Genomic DNA, 15884 nt, shown 5'->3' with positions numbered 1-15884 from the left:
ACGAGTATATATGATGGAATGGACACAATGATTGACGACAAAAAAGGAGTGCTAGAACTGTTGCCAGTTAGCACTCCTTTTAATCGAATTCCTCTAATTATTAATGCATTGGAGTATTCATTTTATGATTAACAACTACTCTTTTTATGAAGAAAGCAAGAATTAGTCCTACAATCGCCATACTCATTCCGAAAATAAAAGCATTTTGTACACCGTTCGTGAACGCAGGTAACATATTAGCTGGATCTGCTGGGTTCTCTACAGTTTTCATATAGCTTTTTGAACCCGCGGACATAATGCTGACTGCTAATGCAGTACCAATTGCACCAGCAACCTGCTGCAGTGTATTCATGATAGCTGTACCATCTGGATATAGCTCTAGCGGTAACTGGTTAATACCATTTGTTTGTGCCGGCATAAATACCATCGAAATACCAATCATAAGCGTACTGTGAAGTACGATTACGAACACAACCGTAGAAGCTACACTAATACTGGAGAAGAACCACAAGGCTACCGCTGCAATAATCAGACCTGGAATAACGAGCCATTTCGGACCGTATTTATCAAACATACGACCCATAATTGGGGACATCAATCCGTTTATAATTCCGCCTGGAAGCAGCAATAGACCCGCTTTGAAAGCTGTATAACCTTGTCCTTGTTGAAGGTACATCGGAAGAATCAGCATGGAGGACAGAATAACCATCATACAGATAAATACCATAGCTACACCAATAGCGAACATTGGATATTTAAAAGCACGCAGATTAATCATTGGCTCCTTCATCTTCATTTGACGAAGTCCAAACAATAACAATGCTACTACACCTACGATGATCGCAATGATCACTTTCGGACTTCCCCAGCCCGCTTCTTCACCCGCGCTGCTGAAACCAAACACGATACCGCCAAACCCGAGTGAAGATAACACAATGGAGAGGATATCAATTTTCGGTTTCGTCACCTTTGTTACATTCTGCATGAACAGAATCCCAAATATCAATGCAATCACCAAGAATGGCAATGACAACCAGAAAATCCAGTGCCAGCTGAGGCTTTCAATAAGAAGTCCAGCAATGGTAGGTCCAATCGCCGGAGCAACCATGATAACCAGTCCGATCATCCCCATTGCAGCCCCCCGTTTTTCAGGAGCAATGATGATAAGGATTGTATTAAACATCAGTGGCAACAGAAGCGCTGTTCCCATAGCTTGAACCACTCTTGCTGTAAGTAAGAACTCAAAGTTAGGTGAGACTGCTGCTAGGAATGTTCCTAGGATTGAAAAACATAAAGCCGCTATAAACAGCTGTCTCGTCGAGAACCATTGAAGCAGCATCCCCGAAATTGGTACTAATATACCCAGTGTAAGCAGATAAGCTGTTGTCAACCATTGTGCTGTTGCTGGGGTAATTTGTAAGACATTCATTAGATCGCTTAAAGCAACATTTAATGCCGTTTCACTGAACATTCCGATAAAACCTGCTAGTAATAAAGAGACAAGAATCGGAATAGTCTTAAACTTCTTGACCTCTTTTTGTTGATTCCCTTGCATAGTTGCTTCCACCCTTAATCCTCCTGATAATCTTGTCTATTTGTCTGTATCTAACCAAGTATTGCTGGGATAATCTTTGCCGCCGCGAGAAGCGGTTGTTCATCCCGAAAAGTCAGCGTCTGGAGAAGCGCCCCTTCAAATAAAGAGATTACCACTGAAGCCATATCGGCCGCGGGCTTGTTCTCTACGCCTTCATCCAAAAGACGTTTCTTGATCACATCCTGCAAGTCCATAAACACAGATTTACATGCTGTCCGCAGCTCTTCACTAATACAGGATGTTTCCGCCGCTAACCAAAAACTAAACGGAACTATCCCCTCGTATGAGGATTCCACTGCATCTTTAGCCATTCCTAGAATGAAATCCTCCATTGCCTCAGACGCACTCTTGCTGTTCTCCATATGATGTCTAAGCTTCTGTGCGACAACTTCACTAGTCCGGTTAATACATGTTAAAGCCAGTTCTTCTTTACCGTGAGGAAAGTAGTAATAAAGAGATCCCTTCGGCGAGTCGCTGTCTTTAATAATCTGATTCAGTCCTGTTGCATGATATCCCTGAGAAAAAAACAATTTCGAAGCGGTGTCCAAAATCGCCTCACGCGTATTCGGCTTGTTCGACAAGCTGACACTTCCTTTGCATTATAACAATTGGTCTACATAATAAAACCATATTCCAAAGAGATATGTCAACACATAAATTACTTAAATTCAAAGTAATTTTGGTGGAAGATCGTGGAGGTTGGGTTGGGTTGGGTTGGTTTAGCTCCATCCTCCCTATCGGACTCAGATGCAGCTATTTGTGCTAAAACGGGCTTTTGGACACATTTTCGGACCTGAGCGACGCTATTCCGCTCATAGGGAGCTGATTTCCTCCCTTTTTGTGCTCATAGTTGCATTGGGGTCCGTTAATCTTTCAAAAGGTTACATTTCGAGCAAATAAGGACTCTGGGGTCCGATGGCTCCTAACTTCGAGCATCCTTCTACATCACATTTACTTCTCATCGAGCTATTAGCTTCGTTAGTTCTTACACTTGTCCCACACTATTTCCGCGCATGCATTTGTCCGTGTACTCCCTTGCTTCGCACTTACTCCCACACTTTTGTTTTCCATGTACTACACTTTGCTCTCAAGCTAACATTTCTATCGGACTCAGATGCAGCTATTTGCGCTAAATCCGGCTTTTGGACACATTTTCGGACCTCACCGTCGCTATTCCACTCAAACCGGGCTGTTTTCATCCCTTTTTGTGCTCATAGCTGCATTGGGGTCCGTTAATCTTTCAAAAGGTTACTTTTCGAGCAAATAAGGACTCTGGAGTCCGATGGAGTGAAGGAGATAGAGTGGATCAGTTGGACTGAAGGAAATGGAGTGAACCAGATGCGGTAAAGGAGAGAAGGCCCAATGTGCTGTCGAGAGGAGATGAGGACGTAACATGCTAGGTGGGTGGGATGCTATTAATGTCCATCTGTATTTTCTCAATAAATTAGCACCTGCCTCCATCCAGCCCATTTACTCCATCTGCTCCATCTGCTCCATCTGCTCCATCAGCTCCATCTGCCACCATTCGCTCCATCTGCTCCACCCACCTCCATCCGCCCCATCTTCCCCATCCGCTTCCAGCCATCTCCATACCTTCTCCATCCCTCACTAATCCACACTCGCACGAAATTATCTACTTCCCATTCCCACAATCCCAGCGTATACTATAATTATTCCAATGAGAAAGGTGTGAATAAAATGCAAAATGTGCCCAAAGGAATCGCCCGGCCATTAGTAAAAACTAATCAGGCGTTTATCGTCATTTCTGTAATATTAACATGGCTAACAGGACAACACTGGATACTAGCGCTGCCCTTGTTTGCCGGATTGCTCGGTCTTTTGTTCGGTTATAATCCCATCATTAAGCTGGCTGCCAGGTTTCTGACAAAAGAGCGTTCCCACTATGTACTCGAAGACTGGTCACAACAACAGTTTAATCAAAGCATAGCTGTCTTCTGCCTCGCAGGGGGTCTGATCAGCTTCATCGTTGGCTGGACGATCGCAGCTTACATTTTCACAGCGCTCGTTGCGGTGGCCGCCACTGTGGCAATCCTAGGTTTTTGTATCGGATGTTTTATCCATTATCAATGGAGAATGTACAATTACAGACGTAAACAAAGCAGCCCAAATTAAATTTGTTAATCTTAATCTCTCTCTTCTCCAACAACATCCCAGCGATGGCGAAATTTTAGTAACCGTGGATGTAGTGATGAAGGTGCAGCTGGCAACAATAACCGAATCTTTACAATCCACTCTTCAAAAGAAGAATAAGTCGCAAACTGATTCGCCACCTCAGGCGTTAAATACAGAAAAATCGGCGAAGGATAGATCTCCAAAAGATGCCGCAGCGCAGAATCAAGCGGAGTATACTTTTTTCGCTTCCCTTCCAAACTCTCTACCGTGATAAAGCTACGTCCTTGCTCTCTTTTCCATTCATGCAGCCGGTCCTCTCGCTTATAATAAGCACTCACCGGCTCTTTGGTCATCCGTCGCACCGTTTCCTCATGAAGTGGATATAACACCAGTTTAGTGAAACGCCGGTCTGCTGCAGTTTTTGCCGCCACTTCAAGCTCTTGATCTGTTATATGTTCAAAAGAATCGTAAAACACTAAAGTCCCTTTACGTTGCTCAACTGGTTGCTCATAGCCATAGGGTACATGCTGAATGTCTCTTTTCAATGAAATCCCTCCTGCTTGTTCTATTTATTAATCATATCATGTGACAACAGCAGGGCTATCATTCTTATCTTACAGCTGAAGATGAATGGTTAATGAAATCCTGAACTTTTGATATCAAAGCTGGGTAAATCAAGGGATACGTCAGCTCTTTTGGTATCTCAGTAAATCCTCTGATCTCAGCCATCTCATAAGGAGGAAGTTCAGCGAACTGTTCCACATTTGCAAAATATAACTTACCATAATTTTCTGGAGCGTCGATACTAGTGACCCTATAAATAGCTATTGGAAAAAGTGAGAATTGTTCCGCACCCGTTTCTTCATATAATTCTCTGGCAGCAGCCTGCTCCGGGATTTCGCCAACCTCTATATGTCCTCCGGCAAACTCCCACGTCGAACGGTCCTGGTGCCTCGCTAAGATCCATTCTTCACCGTGTTTAACCATAATAACAACGTACTTCAGCTCAACTTCTTTTTCCTTATCCAACTCAAAAAAGTTTACCTGCAATTATATCCCTCGCCTTCCCACCAGCCTCAAACATTTTTTGCCGCATCCCAAGCCAATTTAAATTCTGCTACATTCCGATACCGCTGCTCCCTCACCGCACTGACGGCCCGTAAAGCTACCTCGTAGAGGGCTTGACTGGTTTCCCATTTTACAAACGATCGATCGGATGCTCCTCCTAATAAAACAAATGCTGTGGCGCCCATATTAAATACATTCGTAACTTCATCAATCGGCGCATCCAAGCTAAACTCTTCCGGTGACTTGAATCTGGATGAACCCCAGAAGTTCTCTCCCAGATCATTTACAGTAGGCTTTAGTCTATAATAATCAATATCACAAATTTTAGTTCCATCGTTTACAAAATCATATAAAATACTTCCGTCATAAAAATCCACAGCTACATACCCTCGATACTCAACATGTTCATGAAACAAAAAGATTACATCTAATGAAGACAGACGTTTTTCAACGGATAATTGCTTATAACGAAAAAAAGGCGACTCCGGATGACTCAGCTTCGCTTCTCCCGCAAATAGCCAATGCGAATGTAAACATTCACCTGCAAACCAATCAAAGACTGCTACATACCCTGACTCAACCTCATAATGCGACAGTAGCGTGATCAGTGCATCAGATCTAAGTTCGTTATATAACGGAATAGCTTCAATTAAACGGTTAACAGCATCCTGAGGATTGCCGGCATAAGTCAAAGGTCTCGCTCCAGCAAATTTCACAAAAAACTTCTTTCCATCCTGCTCCACACCAAAAGAAAGATTTCCGGAGTCTTGCTGATCGAACACTTTAAACACTTTTCCCAGCTTAGTTAACCAAGCAAAATCACAGGCTTCCTGCAATTGAAAAGTTACCGCATGGATTTCATATGTATAATTTTTTTCGCGCAAATTAACCTCCTGCATTCACTATCTAGATTAAATTTATAAGCTTCATTCATTGTCTTGTTCGATATTTAATCACTAGAATAATAACCAGCAATACAACACATAAAGACATCGTATTTGTAATCAAAAAAGCTAATCCAACCCCCGTAACCGCCAAACTAATCGCATAAGCTTCCATTAGACTAATCCCGAGCAGCATAAGTAAATACGATTTTAGATTTAAATCGGCTACGGATTTTGATTTGAGGATTTGAACAATCTGCGGGATCCATCCCAAAGAAAGAATCACTCCACCTATTAATTGCATGATTGCAAACATAAGAGCACCTCCACGGATTTTATACAGTTGTATTCCGGGCGGCTCGATCTGGTTCCATTTCATGTAAAAAAACAAATAACACTAAGCAAAGTTTAATTTCCCTGCATCTTGCAGCTTACTATACGCATAAGAGGCCGCACCTATAGTTCCTGCCCGACTCCCAAGCTCTGCTTGAACAATTTCACACTTCCTGCTTGATAGCTTCAACGCATGCTGATGCACAGTCTCTCTTACAGGTTGGAGCAATTTATCGCCCGCAGCTGCCATTCCCCCACCTACAATAATAAGATCCGGGTTGAGGATATTCACAACATTCGCTAATCCAAATCCAAGTATAGCTCCAGTCTCCTGCATTACTTCCATAGAGAGAGCGTCTCCAAGTTCGTAAGCTTCAGATATCATTAACGCGGTAATTTGCTCTTCTTGGTCATTAGTCCAAGTCTGAATAATACTTGTTCGTCCTTCTTTCAGCTTCTCTTTAAAAGTATTCACCATGCCAATCGCGGACACATATCGCCCTAAACAACCGGAGCTTCCACATTTGCAGGGACGTCCGTTCCTGTACATATTCATATGCCCAATTTCACCAGCGCTATAAGACGTACCGTAGATCACTTTTCCGTCATTCACGATACCTGACCCTAATCCCGTTCCCAATGTAATCAGAACCAGATTGTTATACCCTCTTCCTGCACCTTGTTGCCATTCACCATAAAGATTAACCCTAACATCATTATCAATAAAAGTAGGAAAGTCATAGAATTTTTTCATCTCATCTACAACATGTACATGCTCCCAATCCGGAAAATTCGGTGAAAAAAAAGAAATTCCCGCTACCGGATCAAGTAATCCTGGCACTCCGATTCCCATTCCTTCTACCAAATCTAATGGAATATTCGCTTCATCCGTGATTAAACGTACGGCTTCTCTAATCCGTCCCAACACATGGGCTGGGCCCTTAGCAGCCTCTGTTGGTATAGATCTTTCTTTAACAGCTATAAAATCAGTATCGTAAATCCCTGCTTTAATATTGGTTCCGCCAAGATCAATGCCTAACATATACCGTTTCATAAAAACCTCCAGAATTAGATAATCTATCGCTTTCGATTAAGTTCTAGTACTAACTGCCGCTTCCGTTTCAGCTAACATCAAGCGGTTCACACCCACCTTAATCTGATTCTCGGTGAGATTAGAATAACCAAGTAGAAAGACAGGACCTTGAGGTTTACTGCCCACAAAATAAGAAGACGCAGGATAGACCCGAACTCCATATCGTAACGCCAATTCAGCTATACGATGCTCTTCGGCACCAGATTCCAGCTCAATTAATAAATGAAGACCCGCCTCTTCCCCATAATAGCGAACACGACTGCCAAATTCAGCATCCAAACTTTTTACTAGACAAGCCCTGCGGGCAGCATAAAGTTTCCCCATCTGCGTAACATGCCTCGCATAATGTCCATTCTGAATAAATTCCGCCAACGCTTCCTGATCCAAAGCAGAAGACATACGATCTGTTATCCATTTGACCGCCAAAAAAGGTTGAATCAAAGTCGGAGGCAATACAACATAACCTATGCGCAGAGAAGGAAATAACACTTTACTAAAACTGCCTACATAAATTACTCTACCGTCAACATCTAGTCCAGCAAGCGATGATAGCTTCGGACCCTCGTACCTGTATTCACTGTCATAATCATCTTCAATAATAAAAGCTTGATTGGCTTTGGCCCATTCCAGTAACTGCACTCTTCGTTTCATCGACAGGGTCACCCCGAAAGGAAACTGATGCGAAGGAGTGACATAAGCTAGTTTTGGTTTTTTATGAGGACCTTCTTTGATGTGATCACAGCTTGCTTGGAGCTCATCTACACAGATTCCCTCTAGGTCAACCCTGATGGGTGTAACCACCGCTCCAGCGAACGAAAAAATCTCCCGCACAACGTTATGTGATGGATCTTCAACAATAACATCATCACCTTTTGAAACAAAAATTCTCGATAATATATCCAATGCCTGCGTTGCCCCGGATGTAATCACAATTTGCTCCGGAACCACGGGCATCGAACGTGTGGACCGTAATAAACGTGCAATCTCTTGGCGTAGTCCCAAAGAGCCCTCGACCGGGCCGTAACCCAAAGTATCAGGAGATGCACGACGACAGGCATTCATTAATGCTTTTTGCCACTGATCCATTGGAAAAGCGTCCCATGCAGGTACACCGTGCCGAAAATTACATAATACTGTGTTCAAGTCGTTTTCTATAATAGAAGAAGGATTGAGTGTAAGGAAATCAGGACCCTTCGTTATAAAATTGTAAGGATTCTCAGAATCCTGGGGGTCTTTCTCCTCCACTGGCAGCCCCGCTATATAGGTTCCTGCCCCTTTTCTCATCTCCAGATAACCCTCTGCTTGAAGTAGCTCGTAGGATTGAAGAATTACACTTCTGGATACTTCCAGTTGATTAGCCAAAGTCCTTGATGGAGGCAGTGAATCCCCCCCACTTAAAGCTCCTGAATGGATAGCATTACGAACCTGCTCATAAATTTGACGGCTTAATGGAATGGGTCTTTGTTTATCGAGAGTAATCAGCAATTCATGCTTCATAAGATTTCCTACCCTTCTAATCCGGGTTTTCTTAATGGTTCATAGTAAGGATTTTTACAATTAGTGCTGCAGAAACAGCACCTAAGATCACGAGTAACAGCGGAATTTTCCTAATTAATACCAGTATAACAGCGACTATACCCGAAGCGATACCTACAAGATTGTCATCTGCGTCCACCTGAAATATCCCAGGAACCGTTAAAGCACTAAGAACCGCGATAGGCAAATATTCCAACAAAGCTTGGACTTTGGAAGAGCCATTCGTATGCTTTGTCAGCAGCAATGGTACAAAACGAAATGAAAAAGTAAGGATTGCCATCCCGATAATGATCAGAATAGTCATACGGATACCTCCTTTTCTACTTCAGCTTGCTCTGGAAATAAGGAGCCTACTGCCATACCAATTAACATAGCTGCAAGTATCGAGGAGTTTCCAAGTACGGGATGTAGAAGCCATGAAGAACCCGCCGCTGCTAAACATATGGCCAAATTCCGAATGCTTCCCTTTAGTTGTGGCACTATTAGTGCTATCAGTAAGGCATATAATGAGGTGTTCAAAGCAGGTAAGTATATAGCCGGAATGTAGGATGCCAGCGATATTCCCGCAGCTGTTGCCAGCAAATTTGCTATATACGGAGGAATTTGTAGACCCAGCAAATATGGAAGAGTTATATTTTCTTTTGAATGATTGCGGGGGATCATACTAACAGCGTACACTTCTTCTGTTAAACTAAACCCAATCCAGACTTTGGCCAGAGGATTGATTGTACGGTCAAGCTGACCCCCAAAAGATAGGCTGATAAACAAATATCTTAAATTAATGATCAACGTAAGCAGCAGGATCATTGGAGCGGCGGCCCCAGCAGCAAGCATTTTCACGCCAATAAATTGGCTGGCTCCCGCAAATACGAGCGCTGACAATAAGAACACTTCCAGACTCCCTAGGCCTAATCCCTTACCGACCAATCCAAACGTAAAACAAGCAGGAATAAATCCTGCAACAATAGCTACAGAATCCTTAAGACCCTTTCTAAACATCACTTTCTGATCACTCATAAGTTTCTCTCTCCCTTATCGTTGTCCCTAGAGAGAGCATACTTGGGTACAATTCTTGTGGAAATAACCGCATGGGTGCGTATGTACCATACCAATTTCTTGACATAGAAAAAAGACCGCCCGCTAAGAGAGCGATCTTTAATGAAGGTTAAACCTCCTGAGGACTTTCCACAATCCCGCTGATTTCTTGTTGAATTTGGGATTTAATCTGATCTACATGGTCAAAATCTGTAGCGGCGGCATAGATTGTCTTTAACTCATCCAAAAATACTTTGGCATCTGTCAGATGTTGAATGGATCGTTTCATGGTGCTGGAATATCGCTCTTTAATACCTGCGATGGCTTCGGCAAAAGCTTCATCCGTACCTGACTGTATGCACCGTGAATACATATCAACAATCTCGTCGGTGGCACGGTCAGGGAAATACTCATGCGGAGCTGTGCTGTCAAAAATAGCAAACCCAAGCTCGCGTACGATAATCATATCAAGACTGTTCGGATCGAAACCACAGTGGTAAATCTCAACATTGACACCACGTTTTATTCCTTCAGCTGCCAATTTTTTTAAAAGTGTAGATTTACCGGATCCCGCGCGACCTTTTACAAGATATCTTTTTAGTCCTGCGGTTAAATTAGGTACAAAATCCACTGCACCCTTAGGCGTAGCTGCACCTAAAAAACGGTGATCCACCCGGCTTACTTTTTCGAAGTTCTGATCACCATACAGAAGTTGAATATACTCCTGAGTCAGCTCATCAGCGGCTTGGAAATTCATTGTCGCAATATAAATCGCTTCCCACTCGTCATGAATGCGGAGTGCTTCAGCAAAGCCTGAATAAGCGAGTTCATGCTCTTCCGTGTACTGATCAACTAAGCTGTCGATCTCAACACAACGCTGGCTTAACTGGAGCGTATCGACGGCCTGCTCCAAATTCACATGTACGATGGCCTCTTCAGGCAATTCTGGCTTAATGACCCGTGGAGCAGTACCATCTATAATTCCTACTTTTAATTCAGGAATAACCACTCCGTCGAGTGAATCATTATCTGACGCTGCGTGAATTAACCAGATCTCATAACCTTGTTGAGCCAGAAGATCTCCGATTTCTCGAATGATTCTAGTTTTCCCCGTACCGGGGCCTCCTTTTAAAACAAACAAACGCGTTAAATCTTGCAATGACGACTCATAGAGGTTAGAGAAGCCGTGAGCTGTGTTGCCGCCAGCAAAGAAATTCAGGATTGTTCCGTCCATAATCGCACACCTTTCCGGGCTGATGTCATGTTTCATTGTTCATCTTATTAATGTACCCAGGGAAAGGTGACGCTTTGAGTGAGATGTGGTTTCGTTAGCCGGTTCAGTTACAAACAAAACGATCCATAAACCTCTTAATGACGGGAACATCTGGAGGAGACAGCTCGCTTGGCAATTCTTCATAACTAAAAAAACGCAATTCTTGCACCTCAATTCCATCTACTTTTAGCGCCCCATCAAAGTCCGTGCATAGATATGCAGCCACAACATTATATACTTCATCACCGTGCGGGTATTTATAATAAAGATCTTTTCCAGAGAACATGTCGAACAAATCAAGAACTTTGGCTGTTAAGCCTGTTTCCTCAAAAAGCTCCCTCTTAGCGACCTCTTCTAAAGTCTCCCCAAGCTCCATTGAACCACCTGGCAAACCCCAGCACCCGTTGTCCGTCCTACGTTGCAATAATAATTGATGATTGCTGCACAATAAAACACAGGCTCCTGCCATTATAAGCGGTCTGGTACCTACCAGCTTTCTTAACTCCATAATATAATCGCTCAATAAACTATCCCCTGTCTTCTAATAGGCTCAAATACCCTACGTTAATAGAAGTTCATTTCTTTTTCTGCACATGAAAACCTTTGTCTTGCGCGTAATTTTCAATGCTCCAAATACCTATTCCCCGCTCTCGCGCCTTATCCTGAATCGCTCTAAATTGATCAACATATTTTGTGTTAGGTGCAAATACATAGGCTACACGTGCATAACCCTGCTCTAGCAGAATCTCATTGAACATTTTCCCATCTATATAGAGGTAACAAAGTAGGCGGCCATATTTGTCCCGCTCCGATACATCTAGTTCAATTTGTACATCTTTATCCGTAAGCATCTTTTTGGCGAAATCAGAAGCTTCTAGCGAAAATGGCTGTGGTTCGGGGATATTCGGATTCACTGACTCTGGAGTATCGACCAGCAATAAACGAATGGTTTCCTTTTTGCCGCCTATAGTCAGCTTCATGGTGTCACCATCGACTACTCGTGTTACCTTTGCATCTATTAAACGTTTGTTGTCCTCTGTTGTATTGTCTGGCGTAGAATCTAATCCAGAACTGGAATCGGCCGTAATCGTTGGAACTGGTTCTAAAGTAATCTGCTCGGCTAAGTTGCAGGCAGTTGTTGTTCCAAGTAAGAGTGTGATAGCTAGAAAGCTTTTTAATAGATAAATCTTATTCATTGATAACCTCTTTCTTATACACGTATGTAATTTCATGGGGTCTAATAAAAATAAATTAAAACACTTAAAAACACAAGACTGTAATACTAATCATAGAAAACAGCGATAGCCATGTACCAGAAAAAAGATACTTGGTTATCGCTGTTTCGCCTTTACTCTACTTCCACCACGTTTAATTTGGAAATCTTTATTTTGATTATGATCGATAAGAAAGCAAGCAGGGAAAACATAATTCCGATCCAGATGAGTTGATGTATTCCTGCATGAGAAATAAACCAACCACCGATAGCAGTCCCTATAGTAATTCCAAGGTTAGAAAATGAGATAAACAAGCTGTTACCGAATTCGGGAGCTTCTTTCGCTTCGGTCGTTAACCATGCTTGACTGACAATCAGTCCGCCGGAATGCACTGCCCCCCAAATGATTATGATAACAACCATCGGAAGGAAATAAGAACCTAGATAATATACGAATAAGTAAGTTACCGCATATAACAATGGAAACATGATAACGGTCTTTGTAATGCCTTTATGCAAAAGGCTTCCAAATAAAAAATTCCCAAAAATCATGATTATCCCAAAGGCCATCAACATGATACTAATCCATGACCCGTTCATATGTGTTACCTGCCCAAGATATTCAGCAAAGTAACTGTACACAGAAAACATAGCTGCAAAGATAAAAATAACTGCCACAATATTTAACCACAATAGGGGTTTGCGTAAAATACCAAGTTGTTTACCATAAGACATTTTTTCTTTAACTGGCATGGAAGGAAGCCAAGCTAGTATTCCTAAAAAGGCAATTATACTTACGACAGCTCCAAAGAGAAAAGCGACTTCTAAAGAAATTTTGTCCGCGAGATAAGAAGTCAAAGGCACACCAAAAGCAAACCCGACCGTTATTCCGGCGAAAACCTTTGTAACTGCTTTGGTGCTCTTTTCCGGAGGGACAAGTTGGGCAGCGGTAACAAGTGCAACTGAAAAAAATACGGGATGAAAAATAGCAGGGATAATACGAAAAATCAGCATTACTTCAAACATGGTCGTATACGCATAAACAATATTTGAAATTGCAAAAATAAGTACAGCAGTTAATAGAATTACTTTACGATTAATTCCAGAAGCCAATAAGGTCAGAAATGGACCTGAAATAGCAACAACTAAAGCAAATATACTTACAAGCCATCCAGACTGAGAAGTTGATATATTAAATTTTTGAGTTACCTGTGGCAGAACACCTATAATCCCCATTTCCGTTGTAATAATGCCAAATACGCCTAAAGCCAAAATAATAATAAGTAAAGGGTTAACCTTTTTCATTTTAAAATAATCCTCCATTTATATTTACATATTTAGATTTGTAGATATGTATTATCAAAAAAAAGCCCTTCCTCCTCTCTCCTATAGTTTCTCTTTAATATAATCGGAAAATTCTTGAATTATCTTTTCGTTTCGACGATAATACGTCCACTTCCCAATTCGCTCAGATTCCAGCAAACCAGCTTTTTGCATGGTCAATAGATAGCTCGAAATAACCGACTGTGCAAGCCCCGCTTTAGCTTGAATATCGCCCACGCAAATCCCGATTTGAAAATTTAGGCCTTGTTGTAAATAAGGCTTTTCATCAAAAAACTCCTCGGGAGTTTTTAGCCACATCATAATTTGACTACGAGTCTCGTTAGACAACGCTTTGAATATCATTAAAGGTTCCATGTGTTCCATTATATCTATTTTTATAGATTTGTAAATACAAAAGATGCCGATGTCTCGTTGTTGCAATAACACTATGTAGATTCATGTTTCGTATCGAATTGTTCGTTTAGTGAATTAAATATTTCCAAATCAACCAGCAAAGCAGTACGGATACCCACGAAATGAAACCGAAAATCATCACGATTTTGTTCTCACTCCATCCGTATTTTAAGCTGAAGTGGTAATGAATCGGAGCCATCCGGAATAGCCGCAGCTTCGTCCGTTTGTAGTACCAAACTTGTAAAATGACCGACAACTGCTCCGCAAAATAAACGAAAAACAAAATTGGAAGTAAAAGCTCAACCTTCTCAATGACAGCCAGAACGGAAAGGGAGCCCCCGATCGCCAGTGATCCAGTATCGCCCATAAACGCTCTTGCTGGATAAATATTGTAAAGCAAAAGCCCTAGCAGACAACCGATCATAACAAGTGAAAATGTCTGCACTTCAGGTTTGTCCGAAATCATAAAAAAGAAAAAATACGACGGTATGGCAACATTGATCAGTAGCCCATCGAGACCATCTGTAAAATTGATGGCATTCGCGGAGCCGACCACAAACAGCAAAATGATGGCCACATAAAGGTACACAGGCAAATGCAGATTTTGCCCTTTAAATAACTCGATATCACTCGTCAGGCCGAACGAATGGAACAACACATATAATATAATTCCAGTAAAAAGAAATTGAAGCACTAGTTTTGAGCGGCCGCTGATGCCGGATGGATTTTGCCAAAAAGCCTTTTTGAAATCATCCAAAAATCCGACTGAACTAAACAACAAAAACGTAACGCATAAGAGTAACATTAGAGGCCCGGGTTGAAACTGCAGCGAAATCGCTATCCCGATAAGCAGGATCAACCCTGCCATTAGTGGTGTACCCCGTTTGGCCTGATGATCTGCTGGAAGCTCGGCACGAATCGGCTGCGTTAACCTCAGTCTATGCAGCGTCCAGATTAATAGAGGTGTAAATACCGCCACCAGAAGAAAAGACAGGCCGGAAACAGCCAGAATTCCATACATACAACGAACTCCCCTCTTTGGAAAAGATCATTTATAATACTCACAAAATATTTCTAGAGTTAATGAGGTCGTCTGTAATTATGTACTCTTTTCATCTGTTGATAAAGAGAAATTATTCTATTTTTATTTCCTGTTTTCTGCTGTGTAACAGCTGAGAGTTTTCTATAAGCAGATCCCAAAGCATAAACTTGCCCAATGAGAAAGTTTGCACTTTGGGCAAGTTTACATTAGTATATAGTCAGTAATCCTAATCTTCACCACAAAAACAGCCGTATGGGAGGTGTATACATAAAGTTATGATTAAACAAACTTTGAGAGATTTCAAAAAAGAAGCCACTGAAAAAGCGCTAGCTGAAGCGGCATTCGAACTTGCACTTGAACATGGGTTGGACGGTTTTGTTGTTGAAGATATCGTGCAAAAAGCCGGCTACTCCAGAAGAACTTTCGCAAACTATTTCACATGCAAGGAAGAGGCAGTTGCGATGGGAGCAGTTACCGTACGGAACACGAATGAGTATGAAGAATTGCTCACCAAAATCCCTGAAAATGCCTCCCTGCTGGATACCTTATATCAACTAATTAAGATGCAACTTACAGCTGAGCTTATAGGGAGGTTGCGTGAGCTTTCATTACTTTCCCGAAAATTCCCAGCCCTCGAGCCCCATTATTTAAGAGCAATACACCTTACGCAAACTGGAGCACAAAAAACATTGTTGCACTTGTCAAATGGTAAGTATGACGAGGTTTATACTTATCTGCTTATAAATTCGGTTTACGGAACTGTACTTCCCTTAATTGACGGAAAACTTAATGTGCTGCTTCCGGGACAAACGACGAGCGACGATCCAAGTCCTGAAACTCTTACGTTCGATCAATTTTTGGAAACTATTTACGGATATTTACGCAACGGATTCTAATAGGCTAACAATCAGTTTTCATCATCGAGGGAGTGTAAAATAGATAC

Annotated in this window: 19 protein-coding genes; 2 read left to right on the top strand and 17 right to left on the bottom strand. The window is 41.9% G+C overall.

Annotated features, from left to right (window positions below; genetic code table 11):
- Positions 1–100: 100 nt before the first annotated feature.
- The 3 genes from NYE35_RS14655 to NYE35_RS14645 form a co-directional block, all read right to left on the bottom strand.
- Complete coding sequence (locus NYE35_RS14655; protein WP_036685000.1) at positions 101–1555, bottom strand: DHA2 family efflux MFS transporter permease subunit; 1455 nt, start codon at positions 1553–1555, stop codon at positions 101–103.
- A 50-nt stretch (positions 1556–1605) separates the two neighbouring features.
- Entirely contained in the window at positions 1606–2175 is a 570-nt protein-coding gene (locus NYE35_RS14650) for a TetR/AcrR family transcriptional regulator (protein ID WP_076107125.1), read from the bottom strand.
- Positions 2176–3064: 889 nt separating this feature from the next.
- Positions 3065–3196, bottom strand: coding sequence for a hypothetical protein (locus NYE35_RS14645; protein ID WP_341121443.1), 132 nt, complete (start codon positions 3194–3196; stop codon positions 3065–3067).
- A 96-nt stretch (positions 3197–3292) separates the two neighbouring features.
- Between NYE35_RS14645 and NYE35_RS14640 the strand changes: the two genes are divergently transcribed.
- Entirely contained in the window at positions 3293–3727 is a 435-nt protein-coding gene (locus NYE35_RS14640) for a DUF4395 domain-containing protein (protein ID WP_036686729.1), read from the top strand.
- An 11-nt stretch (positions 3728–3738) separates the two neighbouring features.
- Here the strand turns inward: NYE35_RS14640 and NYE35_RS14635 are convergent, their stop codons facing one another.
- The 14 genes from NYE35_RS14635 to mraY form a co-directional block, all read right to left on the bottom strand.
- Positions 3739–4272 carry a hypothetical protein gene (locus NYE35_RS14635; protein WP_341121441.1) on the bottom strand — a complete coding sequence of 178 codons (534 nt, stop codon included), beginning with the start codon at positions 4270–4272 and terminating at the stop codon, positions 3739–3741.
- Between the two features lie 64 nt (positions 4273–4336).
- Positions 4337–4756: an NUDIX hydrolase gene (locus NYE35_RS14630; RefSeq protein WP_147614436.1), complete on the bottom strand. Its 420-nt coding sequence runs from the start codon at positions 4754–4756 to the stop codon at positions 4337–4339.
- A gap of 47 nt (positions 4757–4803) precedes the next feature.
- Positions 4804–5679 (bottom strand): serine/threonine protein kinase, encoded by an 876-nt coding sequence (locus NYE35_RS14625; protein WP_341121437.1) that lies wholly within the window; start codon positions 5677–5679, stop codon positions 4804–4806.
- Positions 5680–5725: 46 nt separating this feature from the next.
- On the bottom strand, positions 5726–5995 hold the full coding sequence (locus NYE35_RS14620; RefSeq protein WP_036686720.1) for a PQ-loop domain-containing transporter: 270 nt from the start codon (positions 5993–5995) through the stop codon (positions 5726–5728).
- Between the two features lie 81 nt (positions 5996–6076).
- Positions 6077–7066, bottom strand: coding sequence for an ROK family protein (locus NYE35_RS14615; RefSeq protein WP_341121433.1), 990 nt, complete (start codon positions 7064–7066; stop codon positions 6077–6079).
- 36 nt (positions 7067–7102) lie between these two features.
- Positions 7103–8602: a MocR-like pyridoxine biosynthesis transcription factor PdxR gene (gene pdxR, locus NYE35_RS14610; protein WP_341121431.1), complete on the bottom strand. Its 1500-nt coding sequence runs from the start codon at positions 8600–8602 to the stop codon at positions 7103–7105.
- A 31-nt stretch (positions 8603–8633) separates the two neighbouring features.
- Positions 8634–8945: an AzlD domain-containing protein gene (locus NYE35_RS14605; RefSeq protein ID WP_036686713.1), complete on the bottom strand. Its 312-nt coding sequence runs from the start codon at positions 8943–8945 to the stop codon at positions 8634–8636.
- Complete coding sequence (locus NYE35_RS14600; protein ID WP_038570649.1) at positions 8942–9658, bottom strand: AzlC family ABC transporter permease; 717 nt, start codon at positions 9656–9658, stop codon at positions 8942–8944. The genes NYE35_RS14605 and NYE35_RS14600 overlap by 4 nt, the downstream gene beginning before the upstream one ends.
- 148 nt (positions 9659–9806) lie before the next feature.
- Entirely contained in the window at positions 9807–10910 is a 1104-nt protein-coding gene (locus NYE35_RS14595; RefSeq protein ID WP_076100927.1) for a PRK06851 family protein, read from the bottom strand.
- A gap of 103 nt (positions 10911–11013) precedes the next feature.
- Positions 11014–11457 carry an NUDIX hydrolase gene (locus tag NYE35_RS14590; RefSeq protein WP_038574424.1) on the bottom strand — a complete coding sequence of 148 codons (444 nt, stop codon included), beginning with the start codon at positions 11455–11457 and terminating at the stop codon, positions 11014–11016.
- Positions 11458–11524: 67 nt separating this feature from the next.
- Positions 11525–12145, bottom strand: coding sequence for a thermonuclease family protein (locus tag NYE35_RS14585; protein WP_076100928.1), 621 nt, complete (start codon positions 12143–12145; stop codon positions 11525–11527).
- A 152-nt stretch (positions 12146–12297) separates the two neighbouring features.
- Positions 12298–13467, bottom strand: a complete 1170-nt coding sequence (locus tag NYE35_RS14580; RefSeq protein ID WP_036686708.1) for an MFS transporter — start codon at positions 13465–13467, stop codon at positions 12298–12300.
- Positions 13468–13548: 81 nt separating this feature from the next.
- Complete coding sequence (locus tag NYE35_RS14575; RefSeq protein WP_051491476.1) at positions 13549–13860, bottom strand: ArsR/SmtB family transcription factor; 312 nt, start codon at positions 13858–13860, stop codon at positions 13549–13551.
- A 106-nt stretch (positions 13861–13966) separates the two neighbouring features.
- A complete protein-coding gene (gene mraY / locus NYE35_RS14570; protein ID WP_076106509.1) occupies positions 13967–14920 on the bottom strand; it encodes a phospho-N-acetylmuramoyl-pentapeptide-transferase in 954 nt (317 codons plus the stop codon).
- Between the two features lie 296 nt (positions 14921–15216).
- On the opposite strand from mraY, the gene NYE35_RS14565 reads away from it, so the two are divergent.
- Positions 15217–15837, top strand: coding sequence for a TetR/AcrR family transcriptional regulator (locus NYE35_RS14565; RefSeq protein WP_036686703.1), 621 nt, complete (start codon positions 15217–15219; stop codon positions 15835–15837).
- Positions 15838–15884: the final 47 nt, after the last annotated feature.

It is taken from the genome of Paenibacillus sp. FSL L8-0494, from assembly GCF_038003695.1.
Lineage (GTDB): Bacteria > Bacillota > Bacilli > Paenibacillales > Paenibacillaceae > Paenibacillus_AQ > Paenibacillus_AQ odorifer.
The sequence above is the reverse complement of the archived record's forward strand: the minus strand, read 5'-3'. Positions and strand labels throughout refer to the sequence as shown.